Here is a 23,525-nt window from a genome sequence, read left to right on the forward strand (position 1 = left end):
GTTTAAATTATTGAAAGTGAAAAAAGAAGAGTTGGAAATACGTTTTAAGGAACTGAGCGATATTTTGCTTGATGAATTGAACGAAGATGGTTTCTGGTCGGGAAAATTATCGTCGAGTGCACTTGGTGTGGCAGTAGCTGTTACAGCACTGCATTTCCACAATGCATCAATTCATCAAAAAGAAATTAAAAAGGGCCTTGAATGGCTTTCTTTACATCAGAATGGCGGAGGTGGTTATGGCGACACCCCCGAAAGCCCGGCAAATATTTCAACCTCTTTGCTTTCTTATGCGGCATTGAATCTATACGCAAAAAATAATCCTGAGGTAAAAGTTACTCAGCAAAAACTAGCAGATTACCTGCTTACACAAAATGTTGATGTTCGCTCTGATCAGGTGGCCCAGGTTATTCTTAACCATTACCAAAAAGATTATACATTCTCGGTTCCCATTTTAACCATGTGTGCGCTTTGCGGCATTCCGGGCGACGATGGATTTAAACACATCCCGCAATTGCCCTTTGAACTGGCATTATTGCCACGCCGCTTTTATCGCTTGCTAAATTTAAGTGTGGTAAGCTATGCCATTCCGGCACTAATTGCTGTCGGTATAGTGGTGTTTCGCAAGAAAAAAACAAATGGATTAACACGTTCCATCCGGGCAAAAGCCGAAAAGAAAGCGCTTAAAATTCTGGAAAAATTGCTGCCGGAAAGTGGTGGTTTTCTGGAAGCTATTCCGCTAACGGCATTTGTTGCACTAAGTTTAATAAACGCAGGCTTAAGAGATTCTGTAATTGTTGACAAAGGAATTGCCTTTTTAAAGCGCACCCAACGCAACGATGGCAGCTGGCCTATTGATATCGACCTCTCTACCTGGGTTACCACACTCAGCATAAAAGCTTTGGGCGAGCGTAAAAACGAAGTCTTGTCGGAGAGGCAACAAAAACGAATTGTTAATCATTTACTTTCGGTGCAAAATAAAACCATTCATCCGTTTAACGGCACCTCGCCGGGAGGCTGGGGCTGGACCAATTTCTCGGGATCGGTACCCGATTGCGACGATACCCCCGGAGCGATTCTGGCACTTCTTATGTTGGCGCCGCACCATACAATCAGGGAGGAAATGCTGGCAGGTGGTGAATGGCTGCTTCAACTACAAAATAACGATGGCGGTTTCCCTACATTCTCGCGGGGCTGGGGCAAACTACCTTTCGACCAAAGTTGTGCCGATTTAAGCGGACACTGCCTTTTAGCACTTGCCAAACTGCTGGATGTATACAATTCTGATTTAAATGCGAAGCAGAAAAAACAATACTTAAGAGCTATAAATAAAGCCATCGCTTATCTGAAAAAAAACCAAAAAGAAAACGGATCGTGGCTGCCGCTTTGGTTTGGCAACCAACACTCCAAAAATCATGAAAATCCGGTGTATGGAACAGCGCGGGTACTCACGTATTTACTGAAAACAAAAGTAGTGTTGAAAGACGAACCCGTACTGTTGAAGAAAATAGAAGAAATGAATTCTGCAGGAAAGAACTTCCTTTTGAATGTTCAGAATATAGATGGTAGCTGGGGTGACGATTCTGGAATTAAAGGCTCAATTGAAGAAACAGCACTTGCCATTGCTGCTTTGAGTGACGTAAAATGGACTGCCGAAATTGAAAAAGGCTTCAACTGGCTGAATAATTATTACCAAAGAAACGGCTTAAAAAAAGCCCCTGTAGGGTTGTACTTTGCCTCGTTGTGGTACGATGAGAAGCTGTATCCTTTAACCGCTTACCTCGAAGCCATAAGCCTGACTTCGTTTCGAAAGGAAATAATTAAAAGCTAAATTTCGGCAACCTGCTTATTTTTCAGTGTTCCATCTTCCATTATGACAGCATAGAAATAACCGGCGCCAAAATCCTTTTCCAGCGTAAGTTTTCCGTTAAAAGTAACCACATCGCCTACTTTCACGTTAGCCTGTGTTGTTATGGTAAGATCGAAACTACTACCAACTCCGGTACCATCCTGAATATGTACCCAGTTCTTCCCCATTACCCGATTGTTCACTTTTACTACCACGCCACGAATTTCAAACTCCTTACTGCTAAATTTTTCCTTTTGTGCAAAAACCTCAGCAATAGTCAATTCTCCTTCCACTTTGTTAATATTCACCTCTTCCACATTTGGAGAAACTTTTCCCTGATGCGTTGCAGGGTTTCCTCTGTTAGTAGATGCAGGCGTTGAAGTTGTTCCGGGTGTTCGGCTAATTTTACTCACAAAGTAAATGAGCTCAAAAGTTTTGTCAATCTCTTTACTGTGAAAATTTTGCATGGGCAAGGCATCAAAAAAATAGAGTACTTCGCCGGGGTTTACATTTTGTTTTGCTATGGCAATCCACTTCTCCTTACTATCTTCCTTTGCACTGATGTAGGTGTATGTATTTCCCTGAATAACTTCCGAAACCTTAATCATATTAAATACGCTCTCGTTTTGCGCCTGGTCCGGTGTGCCTTTTCTATTTTCATTACATGCCAACATCAAGCCGGCAATTATTAATATCAACGGTATTTTTACCCATTTTTTATCCATCCTCATTCTTCCTTAGTTATTAAATTAATTAAAAGTATACGCACTAAAACAACAGTAACAAAAGAATTGTTGTCTTGGCTTGCCGGATATAAAATAAAAATAGAAAACCGCCTAGTTTAAAGCACATACTTTAGAAGCGGTGTTTAGTTTAACCTGGCCAGCTCAGGAAGAGGGACCCACTGAATTTTTTGCAGCTCCAGCATCATCGAATCTTTTAGCGCCATATAACGCTCCATATTTTCCTCTTTTACCGGCTCTACAGGTGGCGCCTTAACCTTTAGCGGATCAACCAGACTGCCGTTTTTTGCCACCCTAAAATCGAGGTGCGGACCGGTAGCAATGCCGGTTGACCCAACATAGCCAATAATCTGCCCTTGTTTTACGCGCGAACCGGTTGATATGCCCTTGGCATAACCCGAAAGGTGCATGTAGGTTGTGGTATAAACCGAATTGTGTTTTATTTTCAGGTAGTTTCCACCTCCTCCTTTTTGGTAGGCTTTTGTTATAACCGTACCATCACCAATGCTCATTACGGGTGTTCCGCGCGGAGCAGCATAATCAACTCCGCGGTGCGGACGACGAATGCGCAACACCGGGTGCATGCGGCTGTTAGAAAAACGCGAACTGATTCGCGAAAATTTAAGCGGTGCCTTTAAAAACGCTTTACGCAGGCTTTTCCCCTGGTCGTCGAAATAATCGAAACGCTCATCCTGGTCAAACAAAAAGGCATAATTCTCGTCGCCGTAATGGTCAAACTGTACAGCATAAATCTCGCCAATACCTATTGACGTTGAATCAACAAACTGCTCGTCGTAAATCACCCGAAAACGATCGCCTTTTTGAATGGCAAAAAAATCGATGGTCCAGGCAAAAATATCTGAAAGTTCCAGGGCAAGCATAGGATCTTGTCCGTTGTCAACCATGGCATTCCACAACGAGGTTTCCACTTCGCCCTTTGCGGTGCGCAAGCGGGTTTGAACTTCTTTTTTACCCTGGTAAATCCCCAGGGTATCGGTAAGTTCAAAAATGGTATAATCTACTGCCGAATTTTCGTAAACAAAATATTTGGCTACCGGAACAGAATCAAGCGTTGAAAAAATACAGAAATTTTCGCCACTTTTTATCTTACGCACATCAAAAACATCTTTTGATTTTCGGGCAATTTTATCGATGGTTCCCATGCCCACACCTCGCGCGTTTAAAATCTGGCTGAGGTACTGGTTGTTTTTTACGATCCCCATTTCAAGCGCAAAAGAATCAACCGGCAACCCGTATTTTAAAACCGGCACCTTAACTTCTGCAAGCGTATCAAGGGCTGGCGCTTCAACTTGCTTTGTATTTTTTGGTGTGCACGAAAACAATTGACTAACTGCAACAGCCATTACCATCCCCACAACTATCGATCTCAAATTCCCCATGTGTATATTTTAAGTTAGGCAAAAATAAGAAAACTGAAAAGATAACAAGATTAGTATGTAAGCTTTATAAAGATTTGAGATTATGGAACGAAATATTTGATTTTGATCGTGCCGTGTCTATAATTTTAGTTTGTCAAATCCCTGACCGTAAACCCCCATAACACTGCCCATTGAGATAAATGCATCAGGATCGATTTGTTTTATTTTTCGAAAAATAGCACCGGTCTCTTTCTTACGCACTACCGACATAATTACTTTGGTTTCCTGCTTGGTGTACCATCCCGAGCCCTGGAGTAAGGTTACGCCCCTAATGGCTTCGGTATTGATGTACTCGGCAATTTTCTCGTATTCTTTTGAAATGATAAACATTTGCGCCGAACGATTGGCGCCGCTTAAAAACGAATCGAGCGAATAAGAAACCACCCACATCATTACATAGCCGTACACCAGTTTTTCTGCCGATTGAAAAACAAAATAAACCGAAGCAATAATTACCACATCGCAAAGCATAATTACCCGCCCGGGGCTCACGTTGCGGTATTTGTTAATAATCATGGCAATAATATCTGTTCCTCCGGTGCTTCCACCACGCGAAAAAACCAGGCCCAGTCCAATTCCACTCATCATGCCTCCCAGTACTGATGACAGAAACATATCATCAACCAATGGTTCTTTTACCATATCCTGAAAAATGGCAAAGAATGCCGATACAACAATAATGCTGTAAATGGTTTTCACACCAAAATTGGCTCCTAAAATTTTTATAGCTATTAAAACCAGGAAAATGTTTATAACGAAATAGGTAATACTTATGGGTATTTTTGTGGCGTAAAAAATTATCGCACCTACCCCGCTTATTCCACCACCAGCAATTTCTGCCGGAAGAACAAACAAGTTCCAGGCCATGGTAAACAAAAACAACCCCAGAGTCATTATCCCGTAGTCCTGAATGGTAAGCATTAACTTTTTCTGAGTAGTAAACAATTGTGTAAACATTCCTAAATTTTATCCTTGTTAAAAAATCGCGCAAAAGAACAAAGGCTAAAGGTAAAAAATGGTGATGATTGTCAGGGTATTGAGAATTAATATTTTGTTCATAAAAAAAGGATGTTTACCAATTGGCACACATCCTTTCGCTTATCATTAGTTGGCTGATTAGCCTTTAACTGCACAATTTTAATTGGCAGCTGAGCTCCCTTAACTCTTAGCCAACAGCCACATTTATAATCTTTTTCGGTACAAAAATAAATTTGCGAACCGTTTTTCCTTCTAACCATTTAGCGGAACGCTCGTCGGCCAGTACCGTTTTTTCCACCTCATCTTTTGGCATATCCAAAGGCAGCTCAATTTTAAAACGCATTTTACCATTAAACGATACGGGGTATTCATGCGAGTCTTCGGTTAATAAATTCTGGTCAACTGCAGGCCAGGCCTCGTAGGCTAAAGTGTCATTATTTCCGTATAACGACCATAGCTCTTCGGCCATGTGGGGCGCGTAAGGTGCCAGAATTTTAGCAAAGGTCTCAGCTGTTTCCTTCGTCACCTTTCCTTTTTTAATGGCCAGATTGTTAAACACCATTAATGCCGAAATACCGGTATTAAACTTCAGGTTTTCGATATCGTGCTCTACTTTCTGAATGGTTTGGTGCAGCAGCTTTGCAACTTCCTTGTCTTCTTCGCCATCAACTATTTTAGTTGTATCGGCAAAAAAGCGGTAGGCACGTGCCAGAAAGTTAAACACCCCTTTTACACCATTTTCGGCCCAGGGTTTGCGCTCGTCGAGCGGTCCCATAAACATTTCGTACAAACGCAGCGAGTCGGCACCATAACGTTCAATTACATCATCAGGGTTAACCACATTCTTCAGCGATTTTGACATTTTTGCCACAATCTGCTTTAATTCTTCACCGCTTTCGGTATGAAAATATTTGCCGTCTTTTTCTTCCACCAAATCAGAAGCCACTTTTGCTCCGGTAGCCGTTTCGTAAGCAAAAGCCAAAATCATTCCCTGGTTGTATAGTTTTTGAAAGGGTTCGTCGGTAGAAACCACGCCCAAATCAAACAACACTTTATGCCAAAAACGCGAATAAAGCAGGTGCAGGACCGCATGTTCGGCACCACCTACATACAAATCAACGGGCATCCAGTATTGTTCTTTTTTCACATCGAAAATACTGTCTTCGTTATTTGGGTCGATGTAGCGCAGGTAATACCAGCACGAACCGGCCCACTGCGGCATGGTATTGGTTTCGCGGCGGCCTTTGCGTCCGTTTTTATCGGTAACGTTTAACCAATCGCCGGCATTTGCCAGGGGCGATTCGCCACTTGCGCCTGGTGTATATTCTTCGAGGTTGGGCAATTCCAACGGTAGGTTTTCATCTTCCACCAAACTCACCTCTCCATCTTCCCAGTGAATAACCGGGAAAGGCTCGCCCCAGTAACGCTGGCGGCTAAACAGCCAGTCGCGCAGTTTAAAGTTTACGGTTGCTTTGCCAATTCCCTCTGCTTCAAGCCACTCAACAATTTTCTGAATACCGGCCGCTTTGTTCAGACCATTGATATCCAATCCTGTTTCATTGCTCGACGAGTTAATGTATGCACCATCCTCGGTCCAACAGGCATTGCCGGCCAACACTTCGTCGCGGTTGTCGGCATCTTTGGGGTCCAAAATACAGTTGATATCAATGTCAAACTCTTTTGCAAACTCAAAGTCGCGGGTGTCGTGCGCCGGAACAGCCATGATGGCACCAGTTCCGTATCCCATTAGCACATAATCGGCCACCCAAATGGGGATTAGTTTTTTATTCACCGGGTTTACGGCGTAACGTCCGGTAAAAACGCCGGTTTTTTCTTTAGCCAAATCTGTCCGATCAAGATCCGACTTTAAAGCAGCCGCTTTTATATAGGCTTCAACAGCTTCTTTTTTATCTGAAGTAACAATTTCGTTTACCAGCCCATGCTCGGGCGCAATTACCATATAGGTGGCCCCAAACAAAGTGTCAGGACGAGTGGTGTATACACGCAGGTTTTTATCCAAACCATCAATTGCAAAATCAACTTCAGCTCCGGTTGACTTGCCAATCCAGTTGCGCTGCATGTCTTTTACACCTTCGGGCCAGTCCAATTCTTCCAATCCGCTTAACAAACGTTCACCGTAATGCGGAATACGCAGCAGCCATTGTTTCAGGTTTTTGCGAATAACCTGGTTGCCACATTTTTCGTGCGAACCGTCGGTCAACACCTCTTCGTTGGCACAAACTGTTTTACACGAGTCGCACCACCAAACCTGGGCATTATCGTAATACGCCAAACGTTTTTCGCTGATGTACGATTTTACAGCATCATTGCCTTGCGCTTTTACCGCTTCAGGAATAGGCAACTCCGAAATCGGTCGTCCCTTTTGCTGCTCTTCGTCAAAATAAGTATCGTAAAGTTTTTTGAAAATCCACTGTGTCCACTTAAAATATTTTGGGTCGGTAGTATTAATCTCGCGGTCCCAATCGTAGCTTAAACCAATGGCTTTAATTTGTCTACGGAAATTATCGCAGTTTTTTTGAGTGGTAATAGCCGGATGAGTTCCGGTTTGTATGGCGTATTGTTCGGCAGGTAACCCAAAAGCATCGTAACCCATTGGGTGCAACACATTAAAGCCCTTCATACGTTTGTAACGGCTTAAAATATCAGTTGCGGTATATCCTTCGGGGTGGCCTACATGCAAGCCGGCGCCCGATGGGTACGGAAACATATCAAGAATGTAATATTTTGGTTTCGAATAGTCATCTTCCGTTTTGAAGGTTTTATTGTCCTCCCAGTACTTTTGCCATTTCGGCTCTATTTCTGCGAATTTATATTCCATTTTCTCTTGTAATAAGATTCTGATTTTAAACGCGCAAAGATAAAGATTTTGTTGGATGGTTCTTTCAAAAAATCAGATACTTCTTCTTCCCCTGCTTATAGGCTTTATTCTGAGCATTTCTTCAAAATTATTTAAAACTCCTAAGCATTAGAACCAAAGTTCAGTTTTGATGTTGTTTATGATGCAATATTTTACGAATTTGGTTTGAGGACAAAATCACATAAGTGCATCGTTTGCAACTTTGGTGAATGGACGAAATAAATAGAACAACACAAACCAATTTAAAAAGCAATAATGAAAAAGAAAAGTATTTTTTATATGGCCGGACTGCTTATGCTCTTTTTCCTGTCGGGCTGTTTGGATGTTGATGATGGAAACACCAACGAAGAGGAGGTATTGTCGATCGAAAATGCGATTATTCCTAATGATTTTAATTATTCAACCCAAAGTGGGGTGAATGTTAAACTTACCGTTCCGGAGTTTTTGAGCAATGCAGTGGTTTCTTTACTAACCTACCAAAGTGGCCAGGACAGTATGCGTTTTGCGCGGGTTTCATTTAACGATGCCGGAGTTTTTGAATCGGAATTTGCAGTTCCGGCGTATATTGATACCATTTTGGCGAAATCAGACTACCTGGGGCTTACTCACGAGGTTATTATTCCAATCGTTAACGGAAAAGCAGAATTCGACTACCGCACTTTGTATTCGGTTGAGAAATCTGCATCAGGTTTCGATTATCCTGCACAACTAAAATCGGCTCTTGCCGGCACCTATACTTACCTGGGTTCGTACAACAGCTCGGGTGTACCATCGTACCTGATAGAACGCGACATTATTGAACAAAATTTACTGGATGATATTAACGCCTCGCTTCCCGAGGGACAGCGCTTACCACAAAGTCATCCGGAGTACCTCGAAGATGGTACCCGGGCGAATATAGTTTTATCAAAAACAGCCGACGTGTGGGTTACTTTTGTTACCGAAGGAGCCGGCTGGAAAAACGCACTTGGCTATTATACCTACAAAACAAATGCGATACCGCGTTCTGTTGACGACATCGACGAGTTACGGGTAATATTTCCCAACGTATCGCAACAAGGTAGTGGTGGCGGATTAATACCGGGCGACAGGGTTTACCTTGGCCAGTTTGAAGGCGGAACAGTAATTTCGTGGTTTCTGGTGGCCGATGGCTGGAAAACCACAGAAGTGAGCGGAGGCAATGGCATTCATTTTTCGCAAGCTGAATTAAATGCCGAAACCGACGATAACCTGAAAACCCATATGGTAATGCTTTACGATAAGGCAAGGGAACAAATCCTACTTGGTTTTGAGGATGTTCCGCGAAACTGGAGCTGGTGCGATGATGACTTTAACGATGCCGTATTTTATGCAACGGCCAATCCAATTTCTGCCGTACACCTTGATAACGTTAAGTCGATTACAGCAGCCAACGACTCTGATGGCGATGGAATAAACGACGAGCTTGATGATTTCCCTTACGACCCGGATAAATCGTTTAATAATTTTGCGCCATCTGAACAATCGAACGGCACTTTAACTTTTGAAGATTTATGGCCCAGCAAGGGCGATTATGATTTTAACGACTGTGTTATTAACTACAACTTTAACCTTATTGCCAATGCCCAAAACCTGGTTACCAGCATCGAGGCTTCGTTTGAAATCCATCATATCGGAGCTTCGTACCAAAATGGCTTTGGTTTCGAAATTCCTATTACCGCATCAAAAATAGCCAGCGTTGACGGTTATGTGCTAAACAAAGGCTACGTAACACTAAATAACAACGGCACCGAACAAGGAAACAGCAAAGCAGTGGTAATTGTTGCCGAAAACGTGACACCACTGCAAGACGAAACCGTAACGGTTACTATTAATTTATTGGCCCCAATGACCAAAACAGAACTGGGCTCTGTTCCGTTTAATCCGTTTTTAATTGCCAATGGCGAACGAGAACGAGAAATACATTTGGCAGATATGGCTCCAACTGACAAAGGAAGCAAATACCTTGGCGATAACGACGATTACAGTAATCCGGCAACAGACCGCTATTACAAAACAGATCGCAATCTGCCCTGGGCCATAAATATTTACGATCCTTTTTCAGCATCGCCCGAGAAAATTCCGATTGACAAAACATATCCACGCTTTCTTTCATGGGCCAATTCCGGCGGAACACTTGAAAAAGATTGGTACAAATAACCAGATAGGTACTCATTAACAAAAAGGCCGGTAATGCAACACCGGCCTTTTTATTGTGGTTATGTAAGTTTTCATTTTGTTTTGCCTGAACACAATTTTTTACAGATTATAGCTTATAGCAAATGTTCGCTATTAAAATACTGCCAACACACCAACGGAAGTGTTAATTTATCATTTTTAACAACGGTTTTTATGCTGAATAGCAACAAGATAACTTCTTTCATTTTTTGTAACTTGAAGGTATAAACTAAAACCATTAAAATGAGCACTAAAAACAGCAAGTTATTTGTTGACGATTTTATGAACTATGTTCGGGCAAAAGACCCGGGACAACCTGAATTTCATCAGGCAGTACACGAAGTTGTTGAATCACTGGCCGATTTCCTTTTGGACAACCCGCGTTACCTTCATGCTCAAATACTGGAGCGAATGGTAGAAGCTGAACGCATCATTCAGTTTCGGGTGCCCTGGATTGATGACCGGGGAAAAATTCATATCAACCGCGGTTATCGTGTTGAGATGAACAGTGCAATTGGCCCTTACAAGGGCGGTCTTCGTTTTCACCCAACTGTAAACCAGGGTATCCTAAAATTTCTGGCATTCGAGCAGGTACTAAAAAACAGCCTCACCTCGCTGCCCATGGGTGGCGGAAAGGGAGGGTCTGATTTCGACCCTAAAAACAAATCGGATAATGAAGTGATGCGTTTTTGCCAGAGTTTTATGACCGAATTGTCAAGACATATTGGCCAGTACACCGATGTGCCGGCCGGCGACATTGGCGTTGGAGGCCGCGAAATAGGTTTCTTGTTTGGCCAATACAAACGCTTACGAAACGAATTTACAGGCGTGTTAACCGGAAAAGGCGTTGAGTGGGGCGGCTCGCTGATACGACCCGAAGCCACGGGTTATGGCACGGTATATTTCGCCCAGGAAATGATGAAAACCAGAAATAAAAGTTTTAAAGGAAAAGTGGTTGCAGTTTCGGGCTCCGGTAATGTGGCACAATTTGCTACCGAAAAAGTTATTGAACTGGGCGGCAAGGTAGTTACCCTGTCTGACTCCAGCGGATCGATTTACGACCCGGAAGGAATTAACCGGGAAAAACTCGATTATGTTATGGAACTTAAAAATGTACATCGTGGACGCATAAAAGAATATGCCGACAAGTATGCCGTTCAATACCTGGAGAAACAACGCCCGTGGAGTGTAAAATGCGACGTTGCCCTTCCTTGTGCAACCGAAAACGAGCTCGATTACAACGATGCCAAGGTATTAACTGATAATGGCTGTTTTGTGGTAGCTGAGGGGGCAAACATGCCAAGTACCGAAGAAGCCGTCCACCATTTTCTTGATACCAGAATACTTTATGGCCCGGGTAAAGCAGCCAATGCCGGAGGTGTAGCCGTATCAGGATTGGAAATGACACAAAACAGCATGCGACTGGCCTGGAGCCGCGAAGAAGTAGACACAAAACTACACTCTATCATGCGAAATATTCATAAAATGTGCTTAAAGTACGGTAAAGAAAAATCGGGATTTACCAATTACGTAAAAGGTGCAAACATTGCCGGATTTGTAAAAGTTGCCAACTCAATGATGGCCCAGGGACTGGTATAATTACTAACTAACAAGCTTTACGAGCAAAACCGGAGTGGCCTGTCCATGCCGGTTTTTTTAATGCCTGATAATTCACAAATAATTAGCCTTTACTTTACACCTAATTAATTAGTCCATAGCATCTTTGCAGCATACAATTGAATTATGGCAAAGCAAGTGAGAACACCCGATGTAGTTGTAGTTTCAGATTTTCATCTCGCCACACATGCCTGCAAGGCATTTGAAATTCACAAGTACCTAAAATCAATCCGGCCGAAACAGTTAATCCTGAATGGCGATATAATTGATGCCTGGCGTTTTTCGCGTAACTATTTCCCAAAATCGCATTTAAAGGTGGTGCGCCAGTTAATAAAAATGATGGAAAAAGGAACAGAGGTGGTATATGTAACCGGCAACCACGATGAATTTTTACGCGAATTAGGCAACAGCACATTGGGCAAACTTCGGATTGTTGACCAGATTACCCTGACGTTGAACCAACAAAAAACATTAATCTTTCATGGCGACATTATCGATTCAGTCATTCATAAAGCCAAGTGGCTGGCAAAATTAGGCGCTGCATCGTACGGAATGATTACCATGTTAAATAAGGCCATTAATTCCTTACTAAAAGTATTGAACATCAAGTCAATTATTCTTTACAAAACAATTAAAGATTGGCTGGGGGCGCAAAATACCGAAAAATCGAGGTTTGAAAACAAACTCGCTAAACTGGCGTACGATAAGAATATTGACACCGTAATTTGCGGCCACACCCACAATGCCTCCGACAAGGTTTTGCATTACAACAATAAAACAATAAGGTACATTAATACCGGCGACTGGGTTGAAAGCTTTACCGCGGCCGAATACGAAAACGGAGAATGGAGCTTATGCTGCTATGCTCCAGTCAATAAAATACTTGAAAAAAACGAGCCGGAACCGGAGGAATTTGCGATTCCAACAAAAAAAGAGTTATATGCCACACTATTCAACCAACTTGTTTTTAATAATTAACTCCCATCAAATTGTATTGCCTGAAAACACACAGGGGCATAATTTTTGCTGTTGTGCCGCCGATTAATACATTTGCACAAAATTTTTCGGGAGTGAAGAGATTCTGCTTAACAATTTTATTGCTGCTGTTTGTTGTTGCCAACCTGCTTGCACAATCGTATGTTACGGTTATGAATGCCAAAACCGGAAATGTTATTGAAAATGTTATTCTGGTAGCCGAAAGTTGTTTTACACAAACCGATGCCAACGGACGCGCCAAACTAAATGGTTTTTTACCCGACGAAAAAATACTGTTTAAACATTCTTCCTATTTAATGTACACCTCCACACGTCAGAAAATTGAACGACAAGGACGTACTGTTTTATTGGTAGAAAACCCGGTGCGACTCGATGAAGTGGTTGTTTCGGTAAACCGCTGGAAACAATCTAAAACAGAAACACCCCACTCCATAAAAACCATTGATGCGGATGAAGTATTGCATTACAATCCTCAAACTGCTGCCGATTTGCTGGGAACAAAAAGCGGTGTTTTTATTCAAAAAAGCCAAATGGGTGGAGGTAGCCCAATGATTAGAGGTTTTGCAGCAAACAGGGTACTTTTAGTGGTTGATGGAATACGAATGAACAATGCTATTTACCGAAGCGGTAATTTGCACAATGTTATTTCGGTTGATGCACAGAGCCTGCAAAACACCGAAATTATTTTTGGTCCGGGATCGGTAATTTACGGAAGCGATGCTCTGGGAGGTGTAATGAGTTTTAATACGCTTGCTCCAAAACTCTCCACAAAACAAAAGCTTGAATCGTTTGGAAAAGCCTATACGCGATACTCAAGTGCTAATTTTGAAAAAACAGGGCATTTCTCATACAACCTTGGCAGCAAAAAATGGGCTTCGGTGTTTAGTGCCACTTATACCGATTTTGACAATATGCAGATGGGCACCACTGGTCCCGATGAATATCTGCGTCCGCAATATGTATCAAATTCTACCTACACGGGAACTGACTTAGCGATTGACAACGAGAATGATCGCGAACAAGTTTATACCGGCTACCACCAATTTAATATATTGGGCAAATTACGGTTCAGGCCAAATGAAATCCTTGATTTGGAGTTAAGTGCTCAACATTCGCAAACCAGCGACATTCCCCGCTACGACAGGCTAATACAGTACAACGGCGACGAATTAAAATACGCCGAATGGTATTACGGACCGCAGGAATGGTCACTTATTTCGGGAAGGGCACAATTTGCAAAAGACCTGCTTTTATTCGACAAAGCAAACTTACTTTTAGGCTACCAGAATTATACCGAAAGCCGCCACGATCGGAAATTAAACAACAACATCCTTAGGCACCGTACCGAGCAGGTAAAAGTGTATTCCGCTAATCTTGATTTTGGAAAGATAATCGACAAAAAAAGTGAACTATTTTATGGGTTGGAAACGTACTTAAATAAGATTGGGTCCAATGGTTTTTCCGAAGATTTAATTTCAGGTGAACAAGAAAATATTGCTTCACGCTATCCCAACGATTCAAAATATTCCAGCCTGGCAGCGTATTATTCGTTTAAATATTCTATGAGTCCGAAAGTAATTTTCCAAATGGGCTCTCGTTTTACCTATACACATCTTGAAGGAGATTTTGATACCGAATTCTATTCCTTTCCTTTTAATGGGTTTAACATGAATAACTCGGCATTCAACGGCAATCTGGGGCTGGTATGGCACCCTACCCCCGATTGGCAGATTAACATTCATGGCTCAACCGGATTTCGTTCGCCCAATATCGATGATGTGGCAAAAGTTTTTGATTCGGAACCCGGAACGGTTGTGGTGCCTAATCCCGACTTAAAACCAGAATACGCCCGCAACCTCGAGCTAAATATTATTCGCTCGCACCTTAATAAAGCCAAAATTGAACTAACCGGCTTTTACACCTGGCTAAAAGATGCTATGGTGCGCCGTACCTACGATGGATTGGGATACGACTCGATTTTTTACGATGGAGAATTAAGCCGGGTAGAAGCTTTGGTAAATGCGGAATCTGCAACCATTTACGGCACAAGCATTGCTGTTGAATACCTTTTTAACAACCAGTGGCGAACCCGAAACGACCTTACCTTTACCAAAGGTAAAGATGCGGAAGGCCTGCCCATGCGACATGTTCCTCCAACATTTGGCTCGTCGCACCTTATTTTTGAAGGGCCAAAGCTCTTCCTCGATTTTTACGTGAACTACAATGGCAAATTAACGTTTGATGATCTGGCACCCGACGAGCAGGAAAAGCCGCATTTATATGTTCCCGACGAAAATGGAGATCCTTATTCTCCCTCGTGGTGGACAGCCAATATCAAATCAAACTATCATTTCAACTCAAAACTCACACTCAGTGCCGGTATCGAAAATATTCTGAACAAAAGGTATCGTCCGTATTCTTCGGGAGTTGTATCACCGGGCCGAAATTTTATTATTTCAGCCTTATTTAAGATTTAAAATCAAGCTGATTTATTATCTTCCTGAATATTTCACAACTTCAAATAGCTGACATTTAGTGCCTTTTCAGGCAATTAACAACAAAAAATAAATTCGCACACTAAAAATAAACTACGTGCGTTTTTTTAGTCAGAAGGCAGAAAACAATCTTACGAGAGAAGATTTTCATTTATTTAATTCGGTATTGCCTTCAAGAGGGACGCCAGGCGTCCCTCTTCTTTTATTTGAACCATAAAGCACAGAAACAGTTATTTCAGGTAAGCAGTTAAAAACATGAATAAAATACATAACGAAACCCATTTTAAAGAGCTGTGCGACTGGTGTACCCATATCGAGCCAAAACTGGAACAGGTAATCAGGGAATTCGATTATCCGCCACTTTGGTACCGAAAACCTGATTTTGCAACACTCATTCTAACTATTCTGGAACAGCAGGTTTCCTTGGCATCTGCAAAAGCAGCCTACAATAAACTGCTTGAAAAGATAAAAAATCTTACTCCTGAGAATTTATTGAAACTAACGGACCAAGAGTTGAGAGCCTGTTATTTTAGTCGCCAGAAAATACAATATAGCCGGACACTTGCCAACGAAATTGCCACTGGCAAACTCAACCTTATTGAATTAAACGAAATGGATGAAGCAGCCATTCGTAAAATACTAATCAAACTAAAAGGCATCGGCAACTGGACCATCGATATGTATGTGCTGATGAGTCTTCATTTTTCTGATATATTCCCTCCCGGAGACCTGGCAACCATAAAAGCGGTTTATGAATTAAATCTAGTTTCGCCAGAATCAACAAAAGACGAGATCGTTGAGTACATGAAACGTTTCTCGCCAAACCGCTCGGTGGCAACCTATATTTTGTGGCATTATTACATTCAAAAACGCCGCCTCGTTTTGGAGTGATTTAAGCCAGATTTTTTCGCGTACATTTTATTACCTTTAAACCATGCTTGTTTCCAACAAAATCTCAAGAACACTTGAAGGTCCATATCGTTTTATAGGCTACTATTTTGCAGTTGGTGGAATTATGGCCGGGTTGCACATGAGTTGGATTATTTTTGGCATTCATGTTTTTATCGGCTGGTTTCTTTTGGGTTCGTACTCCGGTGTTGAAATTAATACAGGCAAACAACAATACAGAAGTTTTAACATGTGGTTTGGCATTATAAAAACCGGAAAATGGGAACCCGTGAGCCGTTACAGAGGATTAACACTGGTATCAATGCAGGAAGTTGATCGTTTATACAGCCGTTCGAACCGCAGCACTTCATCACACCGAAAATTATTTAGCGTTTATTTTGTCAATCAAAAAAAACGGCCGGCTATTGCTATAAAAAAATGCAAAACAAACGACGAAGCACAAAAGTGTATGGACGAACTGGCCATTTGGTTGCATCTTCCGGTTTACAGCGCAACACACTAATTCAACGAGATTAAACCTTTATTTACCGTGCGACGTTAATTCTCAATAACAGCAATATATTATTTCCCCCGAATTTCCGTTATTTAATCTAGCGAACTCAGAAAATAAAAAAACATGAAGACTTTCTTAAGTATATTTCTCCTTTTATTTATCGTTTCAAGCTCGGTTGCTCAAAGCAAACGTCGCGATAAAGTAAAACGTAAATACCGCAATGTTGAAACAGTTTCGCGCGAGTTACCAACCGTTTATGTTCGCGGCTCGGTGTACGATAGCAATTACCAACTATTGCCTGGCGCTACTGTAACAGTTGATGGAACGCATAAAGGAGTAAACACCAACGAAGACGGCGAATATTTTATTACCAACCTTATGCCTGGAAGGGCGCGTATTCGTGTTTCGTTTGTTGGCTATAAAACCCGAACGGTAGATATTATACTGCAGGAAGGTCGCAACGAAAAAAATGTGATGATGCCTACCGACGACATTCACCTGGAACCTATTTTGGTGAGTGCCCAAAAACGCGAACAACAGTTGCTTGATGTACCAACGGCTATTTCATCGGTAAGCAATCAGTTGATGAACCAAGCTAATATTACAGAACTCAGCACCCTGGGCGAATTTGTTCCGGGACTGTATGTGCGCGAGCAAGGCGCTAACCGGCCTACTTTTGCCATTCGCGGATTAAGCAGCGACGAGGTAAGTCCAAGCGCGCAACCACGCGTTTCAGTATTTTTTAATAATGTGCCAATAAACCGTGCCAATTCTGCTTCACTCGAACTTTATGACATGGACCGGGTGGAAGTACTGAAAGGGCCGCAAAACACTCTCTTCGGACGAGGGGCACAAGCCGGTGCAGTGCATTATGTAAGCAAAATGCCCGAGAATAAATTTTATGGAAGCGTAACTGCCGGATTGGGCGATTATGGCCAGCAGGAATACCGGGGAATGCTTAACGTTCCGATAATCGACAACAAATTAATGCTGCGTGCTGCCGGGATTTACAACTTGCGCAATGGTTACATTGAAAATACTTTTGGCGGCGACCTGATGGGTAAAGAAACACTTGCCGGGCGTTTTACCGTGCGCTTCCGGCCGGCATGGAACCACCGTTTCGATGTGGTACTCAACTATCAGAAAGACGACACGCCGGGAATTGCATTTATGCCCGACAGCCTGCCAAATACCAACGGAGACATGGGGATATTTAGCGGAGTAGCCTCGCACGAGCAGGGCAAAAACCTGGGAACAGGCAAAGAGCTTTTTGATGCCACACTAAACTACCGTTTTTACATAACCGAGCATACTTACTGGACCAGTGTGACTTCGTACCGGAAAACAGATGCCTCATCGCGGTGGGATGGCGATGGTACGGCATCGGCAGCTATAGATATGGCAGAGTATGCCGGAGCATCGCAATTTTATCAGGAAATTCGGGGAAATTTCTCACAAAACAGTCGTTTGAATGGCTCGCTGGGTGGTAGTTTCTGGCGCGAAAAAGCCGATCAGACATACTGGTTCTCGCCAAACGAGCAGCACCTTGCAAACCTTATGCTGGCGAGCCCACCTCTGCCACTTGTAGATGCTAACGGTCAGCCAACTTCTGTTTCGGCAATCCCGAACTACGACCCGGAACTGGATACGACCTTTTATATTGTTCTTCCAACCAATCACGAAGAAGAAATGTACAGCAAAGCCACCAATATGGCCGTGGAAGGATTTATGGATTTGAACTACCAGCTTTCGCGCAAATTTTTTGTTTCAGCAGGAGTACGAATGGTTTATGACCGCTACAAACTGAGTAGCACGTCTTCTTTTACTGGTGGCTCGCCTTCCGTTTTGGGCACATTTACCGGCAACTATCCCAATGTCTTCTTTTTGCCGTACGACTCAAAAGAGATCAAGAAAAATACCCTTTCGTTTACCTGGCACGGTGGATTAAAATACCGTTTTAACGAGTACGGAAATGTTTATGCCAACTACTCACGCGGACGTCGCCCTGCCGTGTTACAGTTTACCTCAACAGGAGAAGAAGAAGTACTGGAACCGGAAATTCTCGACAATTTTGAATTGGGTTTTAAAGGCTCCTTTTACGACCGTGTTTTTATCGACATCAACGGGTTCTACTCGTTGTACAAAGACTTTCAAACGCGTGCGTGGGTGGCAGATAGTGAAACAGGCGAATACAACCTGCTTTTTAAAGACGGCGGCCAGGCTAAATCATACGGTGCCGAAGCCAATGTGCGCGTTGCCATAATAGAGCAACTAAGTTTGTTTGCCAATTATGCCTGGTTAAAAACCGAGTTTGACTCCACCGATGTGGATGGCTCGGAGCAGTTGTATGCCGGCAATGTTTTTAGCCTTGCACCCGAGCACAGTTTTGCCCTTGGACTAAACGCACGTGTAAACATTACACCTAATATTAAACTTTTTGTAACACCGTCGTATTCGTATAAATCGCATATGTTTTTTGAAGATGCCAATACACCGGGACTGGAGCAGGAGGCATATGGCTTGCTGAATATTAACGGCGGACTGGAACTGGCCGATCCGAATATTCGCCTAACCGTTTGGGCGAATAATGTGCTCGACGAACAATACATTACCAGTGCCGGAAATACCGGTAGCCTGTTTGGTGTACCCACCTTTGTACCCGGCCCTCCGCGAATGGTTGGTACTAAGCTAACCTGGAATTTTACCAAAAAAGAGCAACGCAGAAGAAGAAGGTAGCAAGTAAATTTTGGAAGGAAAATTTCGAATCAAAATAGAGTACAACTAATGTAAAAGTCCTGTATGGCAACAACGCCATACAGACCCAGCAAAGCATAATCTATGTGTTCTTATTTCAGATTTCTGGCTTCTATTTCTATTTCAATTTCCTTCTCAAGCAATTTATTATTAGATGAACTTTTTATAAATATGTAGACTAAAAATAAAGGGAAAAAAGTAAAAAAGTCTAAGCCATTTTTTACACCACTATAAATAGCAATTCCAATGACAAAACCCACAATTGTAGCACCAATTAGTTTATCATTCTTTATTTTTTTCTTCTTTCTTAAAAGTTCCTTGTCACTTAAGTCTGCTATTTTTTTTGCTTCCATACTTTTCCTTTGTTTTATCAAAATAATTGCCCCCTATTCTTTGTGCTTCTATGGTTGAAAATCTCTGGCCAAAACAGCTCAATATTGGTATACTGTTGTTCGTTGAACCATGCCCTTCTTTACATTAAATCCCGAATTAAACCACTAACAAACAGAACAAAAAGGTCACACGGATAAACTTGTCCAAAGCATCACTTTTTCTCTTCGCGCAATATTTTCTCCATTTTCCTGCCTTTTGCCAACTCATCAACCAGCTTATCTAAAAACCGAACCTGTTGGGTTAAGGCATTATCAATTTCCTCAATCCGGTAGCCACAAATTACACCTTTAATCAGGTGCGCATTGGCATTCAATCGTGCCTGTTGAAAAAAGGTTTCAAAGCTTACCCCGGCCTCAATAAGTTTTTGCAAATCGGCTTCGTTGTAACCGGTTAACCATTCAATTACCTGAAGGAGCTCGGCTTTAGTCCGCCCTTTCTTCTCTACTTTTGTAAGGTAATGCGGATACACCGAAGCAAAAGTCATTTTTGCCATTCGCTGGTTATGTTCTTCCGTTACTTTCATTTTTCAATTTTATAGTTCTTTATTATTATTCCTTTTTATCCGGTATTTAAAAGGGGAGTTTTATTGGGTTCAAGTCTCAATTACTTTGCGGCAAGAAAACTGCTACAAGTTTTTCTCCTGTCTAATAATCAGCCACACTAACTGACAACTAACTGGAAACACGGCCACTTCTATTCAATTTTCAATTCCTCCCAACCCTGATTATAATAGTTCGAATTTGGAGAAAATTCACCTGCACCGATATCCAAATCTCCTGAAAATGGAATTCGGCTTTCGCCCCAGTTACATACCCTCCGGCTTTCGGAATTATACCCTGACCAGGTTCCAACATACTGATTATTTTTATAATTATCTGAGTGACGTTCAATATTGTCATAATGCAAAATGTCATGCTGGTCGACATACCAGTTTAAATACATTTTTCCATTGAACACCCCGCTGTGGTATTGGGAGGGATTTTCCTTCAACTCGTAGGCTCCTATTAAAATTCCTTGCTTTTTTAAACCTCGATTTTCATATTTATTATCCAATCCAAAATGCATATTCTTATAAGCTAACACCTGCTGTACTCTGATTGTTCCGCTGAATTCGCATTTGTTGTTTTTAACCAGCGAAGCTCCAGTAATCCGATACAAATCAGCATCACTGGAATCTTTTACAACAGAAGTAAAGAAAATCTGTATCCGAAGATAATCATCCCCAATAAAGCCTAAGAAATCCTGTCGGGGAACCATTAATGTTGAGAAGTCATAATTTTTGAACTCATTCTTCAGGTTCTCCTCTTCCAAATCACTGGCTCCGTTCACAATAGTTTCAGGTACTTTAAGCTCAAAGTCTGCATCTTGAGCGAAACCTGCAAAAAAAAGAAAGATCAAAACACTAAAAATCTGCCACCTCATTTTAATATTTTTTTAATTAACTAGTTGGTTTTCTGCCTGATTCGATTTCCGCTTTTGTCACGGCTTCAATGCCCCTTGGGCTTTCATAATATTATTCAAAATCAGCAAAACGTCTTCAGTTCGTTCTGTTTTGAAATCGTACAGAAAACAGCTATTTGCATTTAAATCTATGATTCTAACAATAAATTACCTTTATCTGTTTATTTTTTCAGCTCATTAAAATTAGTAAAATACTTGTTAGGGTGCTTTTCTGAAAAGCCAAAAAATTAAACAATCTGAGGCCAGAACAACTCATCAGAAAAATAACGACAGGCCAGCATTCAAACAAGCTACTTATCAAGCTTCCGGCACACCTCATTTGCGTAAAATAGCAGCTATAAATTGGGTAGGTATGGCAAAATGGGGCATCTGCCCTATTTTTTAGGGCACCGCTTATTGGTAAAATTGCAAAAACAAAAATAATACAAAAAGATATGAAAACACGAATTACTCTTTCTTTCGCATTGTTACTAGGTTTTACAATGGTTATTAAGGCCCAGTCCTTAGGCGATTTTTCTCCAAAAGAAGACCGGGGGGCTTACGGGCCACGCGAATTTCCTTCTAAAGATGTTTACATTGCCAACTTCGCAGTAAATTTCGAGCTGTACAATCTCCGCTCTACATCTACCAAAGGTGGTTTTGCAAATAAAATGTTGTCGGGCGACACCAAAGCCTCGTTGGCTGTTGGCCTTGATATTCCGGCTGCAACCCTGCAACAAATTACCGACGAAGCTTACAAAGATTTTGTGGCCGAACTGCAAGCCAAAGGTTTTAATGTGCTAAACCCCGATGCCGCGGCCAATGCACCTTATTATGAAGGTTACGAGCGAATCGACAATATGGAAATGAGCCTATCGGAAGCGCCGGGAGTAATTACGGCATACCCTTCAAACACCACCTTCTTTGTAAAAGGTTTTGATAACTCGGGGAAAATAAAACGCGAAGGAATGTTTAGTGTTATTGGCCTGGCCGACAGACTGGATGAGGTGATGAGCTACCCAAAACTTTCGCGCGACCTGAACGACGCAACCATTATTAATGCTGATATGTACGTACTGTTTCTCGATATTAATAAGCCTTACCAGGGCAACGGAGCAAAACTTACAGCCAACACCAATCTTCGTTTGAGTGCTTACGATGCTTTAACAAGTAGAATGACAAAAGGCAAAAACAATTTTACCGACAAAATTGGCATCACGGCGTCGAAGAATAAAGAATACACAACAACTGCGCGCACAGTAATCGATTTTGTTGCCGGAAGAAATAAAATTGGAGGCTCGGCACTGGGAACCTACACTGGTGTGCTAAAGAAAGACTTAGCCATAAACGGCGTAGTTAGCCAGGAGAAAGTTCAATCCTATGCCAAAACCCAAAACAGCTACCTGGGCGTGGAAACTGCTTTTGGAAAAATGTACCGCACCGAAAACATTGCTGTAGAAAATACCGCAATTATCAGAGCCGATGCAGGCAAGTACGAAACCGGCGTTGAACAAGCTCTCCAAACCTTTTTGAAACACCACGTTGGCGAGTTTAACGACAAATTTTTTAAGAAGTAAAGACCCCAAAATTACTAATGCCTATCCTCAAAAACAACTTAGCCCAAATGTGCAGTAAAGCATTGCTGTGCATTTGTGGCTGATTTTTTAGTGTCACTTCTTTAGCTAAAACTGGTAGGATAAATGCACAAGCACAGAACTTTACCAAAAGCAAATGCATTTCGAAACAAGGTGTTGGTAAATTATCACAAATGGGATTTTCTCATTTTCACATTACCGACGATACTTTCGGTGCTCAATGGTCAAACCACCGTGTTTTACCTTATTTACTTTTTTTGGTGGAACGAACTTCTGTGCCTACTAATCGATAAATTGTTTTACAAAAAAAATCCCGGGGTTATTCTTTCAAACCCAAACAATACCGGCGTATTCCAGTCGTTCATCCAAATGGGAGTGTATTTCGTTTTTATCGTTGTGTTTTTTGGATTTATGGCCAATTGGAACAATACTGTGTTGCTAATGATTAATATGAACATCCTGTTTTTTCAGAACCTGTTTTTCAATATCAACCTTATTTTTGTGGCAGCAGAACGCATTTTCTTGCACCACACCCAAATGCCTTTAAAAGTTAGTTTTGGGAGTTTTACTCCAAATATGATTGTACTCCACATTTCCATTATTTTGGGGGCAGTGTTGATGTTTTTTGTGGTTCGTAATTTTCCCGACACCTTTACACCCACCAACCTTTGGGGCTCTGTCATCATAGTTCTTCCTTTTCTGCTTATAAAACTATTGCTTGCTTATCTTTACCAACCCATCAAAAACAGTTAA

At 41.8% G+C, this 23,525-nt stretch carries 17 protein-coding genes; 10 read left to right on the forward strand and 7 right to left on the reverse strand.

Annotated features, from left to right (window positions below):
- Positions 1–16: 16 nt before the first annotated feature.
- On the forward strand, positions 17–1,828 hold the full coding sequence (locus tag QZ574_RS15340) for a prenyltransferase/squalene oxidase repeat-containing protein (protein WP_297091091.1): 1,812 nt from the start codon (positions 17–19) through the stop codon (positions 1,826–1,828).
- Here QZ574_RS15340 and QZ574_RS15345 read toward each other — a convergent pair.
- The 4 genes from QZ574_RS15345 to leuS all read right to left on the reverse strand — a co-directional run bounded on the left by QZ574_RS15345 (position 1,825) and on the right by leuS (position 7,845).
- Positions 1,825–2,577 (reverse strand): hypothetical protein, encoded by a 753-nt coding sequence (locus tag QZ574_RS15345; protein WP_297091093.1) that lies wholly within the window; start codon positions 2,575–2,577, stop codon positions 1,825–1,827. The genes QZ574_RS15340 and QZ574_RS15345 overlap by 4 nt on opposite strands.
- Positions 2,578–2,714: 137 nt before the next feature.
- The gene (locus tag QZ574_RS15350) at positions 2,715–3,989 is read right to left on the reverse strand and encodes a peptidoglycan DD-metalloendopeptidase family protein (protein ID WP_297091095.1); all 1,275 of its coding nucleotides are present in this window, start codon (positions 3,987–3,989) and stop codon (positions 2,715–2,717) included.
- A gap of 117 nt (positions 3,990–4,106) precedes the next feature.
- Positions 4,107–4,985 carry a YitT family protein gene (locus tag QZ574_RS15355; protein WP_297091097.1) on the reverse strand — a complete coding sequence of 293 codons (879 nt, stop codon included), beginning with the start codon at positions 4,983–4,985 and terminating at the stop codon, positions 4,107–4,109.
- Positions 4,986–5,193: 208 nt separating this feature from the next.
- Positions 5,194–7,845, reverse strand: coding sequence for a leucine--tRNA ligase (gene leuS / locus QZ574_RS15360; RefSeq protein WP_297091098.1), 2,652 nt, complete (start codon positions 7,843–7,845; stop codon positions 5,194–5,196).
- A 294-nt stretch (positions 7,846–8,139) separates the two neighbouring features.
- Here leuS and QZ574_RS15365 point away from each other — a divergent pair, with 294 nt between their 5' ends.
- The 7 genes from QZ574_RS15365 to QZ574_RS15395 all read left to right on the forward strand — a co-directional run bounded on the left by QZ574_RS15365 (position 8,140) and on the right by QZ574_RS15395 (position 19,326).
- Positions 8,140–10,062 (forward strand): LruC domain-containing protein, encoded by a 1,923-nt coding sequence (locus tag QZ574_RS15365; protein WP_297091100.1) that lies wholly within the window; start codon positions 8,140–8,142, stop codon positions 10,060–10,062.
- Positions 10,063–10,323: 261 nt separating this feature from the next.
- Positions 10,324–11,679 carry an NADP-specific glutamate dehydrogenase gene (gene gdhA / locus QZ574_RS15370; protein ID WP_297091101.1) on the forward strand — a complete coding sequence of 452 codons (1,356 nt, stop codon included), beginning with the start codon at positions 10,324–10,326 and terminating at the stop codon, positions 11,677–11,679.
- 144 nt (positions 11,680–11,823) lie between these two features.
- Positions 11,824–12,675: a UDP-2,3-diacylglucosamine diphosphatase gene (locus QZ574_RS15375; RefSeq protein ID WP_297091102.1), complete on the forward strand. Its 852-nt coding sequence runs from the start codon at positions 11,824–11,826 to the stop codon at positions 12,673–12,675.
- 92 nt (positions 12,676–12,767) lie between these two features.
- Positions 12,768–15,170 carry a TonB-dependent receptor gene (locus QZ574_RS15380; RefSeq protein ID WP_297091103.1) on the forward strand — a complete coding sequence of 801 codons (2,403 nt, stop codon included), beginning with the start codon at positions 12,768–12,770 and terminating at the stop codon, positions 15,168–15,170.
- Between the two features lie 273 nt (positions 15,171–15,443).
- Positions 15,444–16,079 (forward strand): hypothetical protein, encoded by a 636-nt coding sequence (locus QZ574_RS15385; RefSeq protein WP_297091106.1) that lies wholly within the window; start codon positions 15,444–15,446, stop codon positions 16,077–16,079.
- Between the two features lie 43 nt (positions 16,080–16,122).
- Positions 16,123–16,599, forward strand: coding sequence for a hypothetical protein (locus tag QZ574_RS15390; protein ID WP_297091107.1), 477 nt, complete (start codon positions 16,123–16,125; stop codon positions 16,597–16,599).
- Positions 16,600–16,713: 114 nt separating this feature from the next.
- Positions 16,714–19,326: a TonB-dependent receptor gene (locus tag QZ574_RS15395; protein WP_297091109.1), complete on the forward strand. Its 2,613-nt coding sequence runs from the start codon at positions 16,714–16,716 to the stop codon at positions 19,324–19,326.
- Between the two features lie 110 nt (positions 19,327–19,436).
- Here QZ574_RS15395 and QZ574_RS15400 read toward each other — a convergent pair whose 3' ends face one another.
- From QZ574_RS15400 to QZ574_RS15410, 3 genes are all read right to left on the reverse strand, one after another.
- Positions 19,437–19,697 (reverse strand): hypothetical protein, encoded by a 261-nt coding sequence (locus QZ574_RS15400; protein WP_297091111.1) that lies wholly within the window; start codon positions 19,695–19,697, stop codon positions 19,437–19,439.
- Between the two features lie 191 nt (positions 19,698–19,888).
- Positions 19,889–20,260: a DUF2200 domain-containing protein gene (locus QZ574_RS15405; RefSeq protein ID WP_297091113.1), complete on the reverse strand. Its 372-nt coding sequence runs from the start codon at positions 20,258–20,260 to the stop codon at positions 19,889–19,891.
- A 170-nt stretch (positions 20,261–20,430) separates the two neighbouring features.
- On the reverse strand, positions 20,431–21,159 hold the full coding sequence (locus tag QZ574_RS15410) for a hypothetical protein (RefSeq protein WP_297091115.1): 729 nt from the start codon (positions 21,157–21,159) through the stop codon (positions 20,431–20,433).
- 473 nt (positions 21,160–21,632) lie between these two features.
- Here QZ574_RS15410 and QZ574_RS15415 point away from each other — a divergent pair, with 473 nt between their 5' ends.
- Positions 21,633–22,754: a hypothetical protein gene (locus tag QZ574_RS15415; RefSeq protein ID WP_297091116.1), complete on the forward strand. Its 1,122-nt coding sequence runs from the start codon at positions 21,633–21,635 to the stop codon at positions 22,752–22,754.
- Positions 22,755–22,877: 123 nt separating this feature from the next.
- Positions 22,878–23,525 carry a hypothetical protein gene (locus QZ574_RS15420; RefSeq protein WP_297091119.1) on the forward strand — a complete coding sequence of 216 codons (648 nt, stop codon included), beginning with the start codon at positions 22,878–22,880 and terminating at the stop codon, positions 23,523–23,525.

Source organism: uncultured Draconibacterium sp., from assembly GCF_913063105.1.
GTDB lineage: Bacteria > Bacteroidota > Bacteroidia > Bacteroidales > Prolixibacteraceae > Draconibacterium.

What these genes read in the sequence shown, in the direction of transcription:
- QZ574_RS15345 (WP_297091093.1), bottom strand. Translation starts at nt 2,577, where the DNA reads ATGAGGATGGATAAAAAATGGGTAAAAATACCGTTGATATTAATAATT.
- QZ574_RS15350 (WP_297091095.1), bottom strand. Translation starts at nt 3,989, where the DNA reads ATGGGGAATTTGAGATCGATAGTTGTGGGGATGGTAATGGCTGTTGCA.
- QZ574_RS15355 (WP_297091097.1), bottom strand. Translation starts at nt 4,985, where the DNA reads ATGTTTACACAATTGTTTACTACTCAGAAAAAGTTAATGCTTACCATT.
- leuS (WP_297091098.1), bottom strand. Translation starts at nt 7,845, where the DNA reads ATGGAATATAAATTCGCAGAAATAGAGCCGAAATGGCAAAAGTACTGG.
- QZ574_RS15365 (WP_297091100.1), top strand. Translation starts at nt 8,140, where the DNA reads ATGAAAAAGAAAAGTATTTTTTATATGGCCGGACTGCTTATGCTCTTT.
- gdhA (WP_297091101.1), top strand. Translation starts at nt 10,324, where the DNA reads ATGAGCACTAAAAACAGCAAGTTATTTGTTGACGATTTTATGAACTAT.
- QZ574_RS15375 (WP_297091102.1), top strand. Translation starts at nt 11,824, where the DNA reads ATGGCAAAGCAAGTGAGAACACCCGATGTAGTTGTAGTTTCAGATTTT.
- QZ574_RS15385 (WP_297091106.1), top strand. Translation starts at nt 15,444, where the DNA reads ATGAATAAAATACATAACGAAACCCATTTTAAAGAGCTGTGCGACTGG.
- QZ574_RS15390 (WP_297091107.1), top strand. Translation starts at nt 16,123, where the DNA reads ATGCTTGTTTCCAACAAAATCTCAAGAACACTTGAAGGTCCATATCGT.
- QZ574_RS15395 (WP_297091109.1), top strand. Translation starts at nt 16,714, where the DNA reads ATGAAGACTTTCTTAAGTATATTTCTCCTTTTATTTATCGTTTCAAGC.
- QZ574_RS15400 (WP_297091111.1), bottom strand. Translation starts at nt 19,697, where the DNA reads ATGGAAGCAAAAAAAATAGCAGACTTAAGTGACAAGGAACTTTTAAGA.
- QZ574_RS15405 (WP_297091113.1), bottom strand. Translation starts at nt 20,260, where the DNA reads ATGAAAGTAACGGAAGAACATAACCAGCGAATGGCAAAAATGACTTTT.
- QZ574_RS15410 (WP_297091115.1), bottom strand. Translation starts at nt 21,159, where the DNA reads ATGAGGTGGCAGATTTTTAGTGTTTTGATCTTTCTTTTTTTTGCAGGT.
- QZ574_RS15415 (WP_297091116.1), top strand. Translation starts at nt 21,633, where the DNA reads ATGAAAACACGAATTACTCTTTCTTTCGCATTGTTACTAGGTTTTACA.
- QZ574_RS15420 (WP_297091119.1), top strand. Translation starts at nt 22,878, where the DNA reads ATGCACAAGCACAGAACTTTACCAAAAGCAAATGCATTTCGAAACAAG.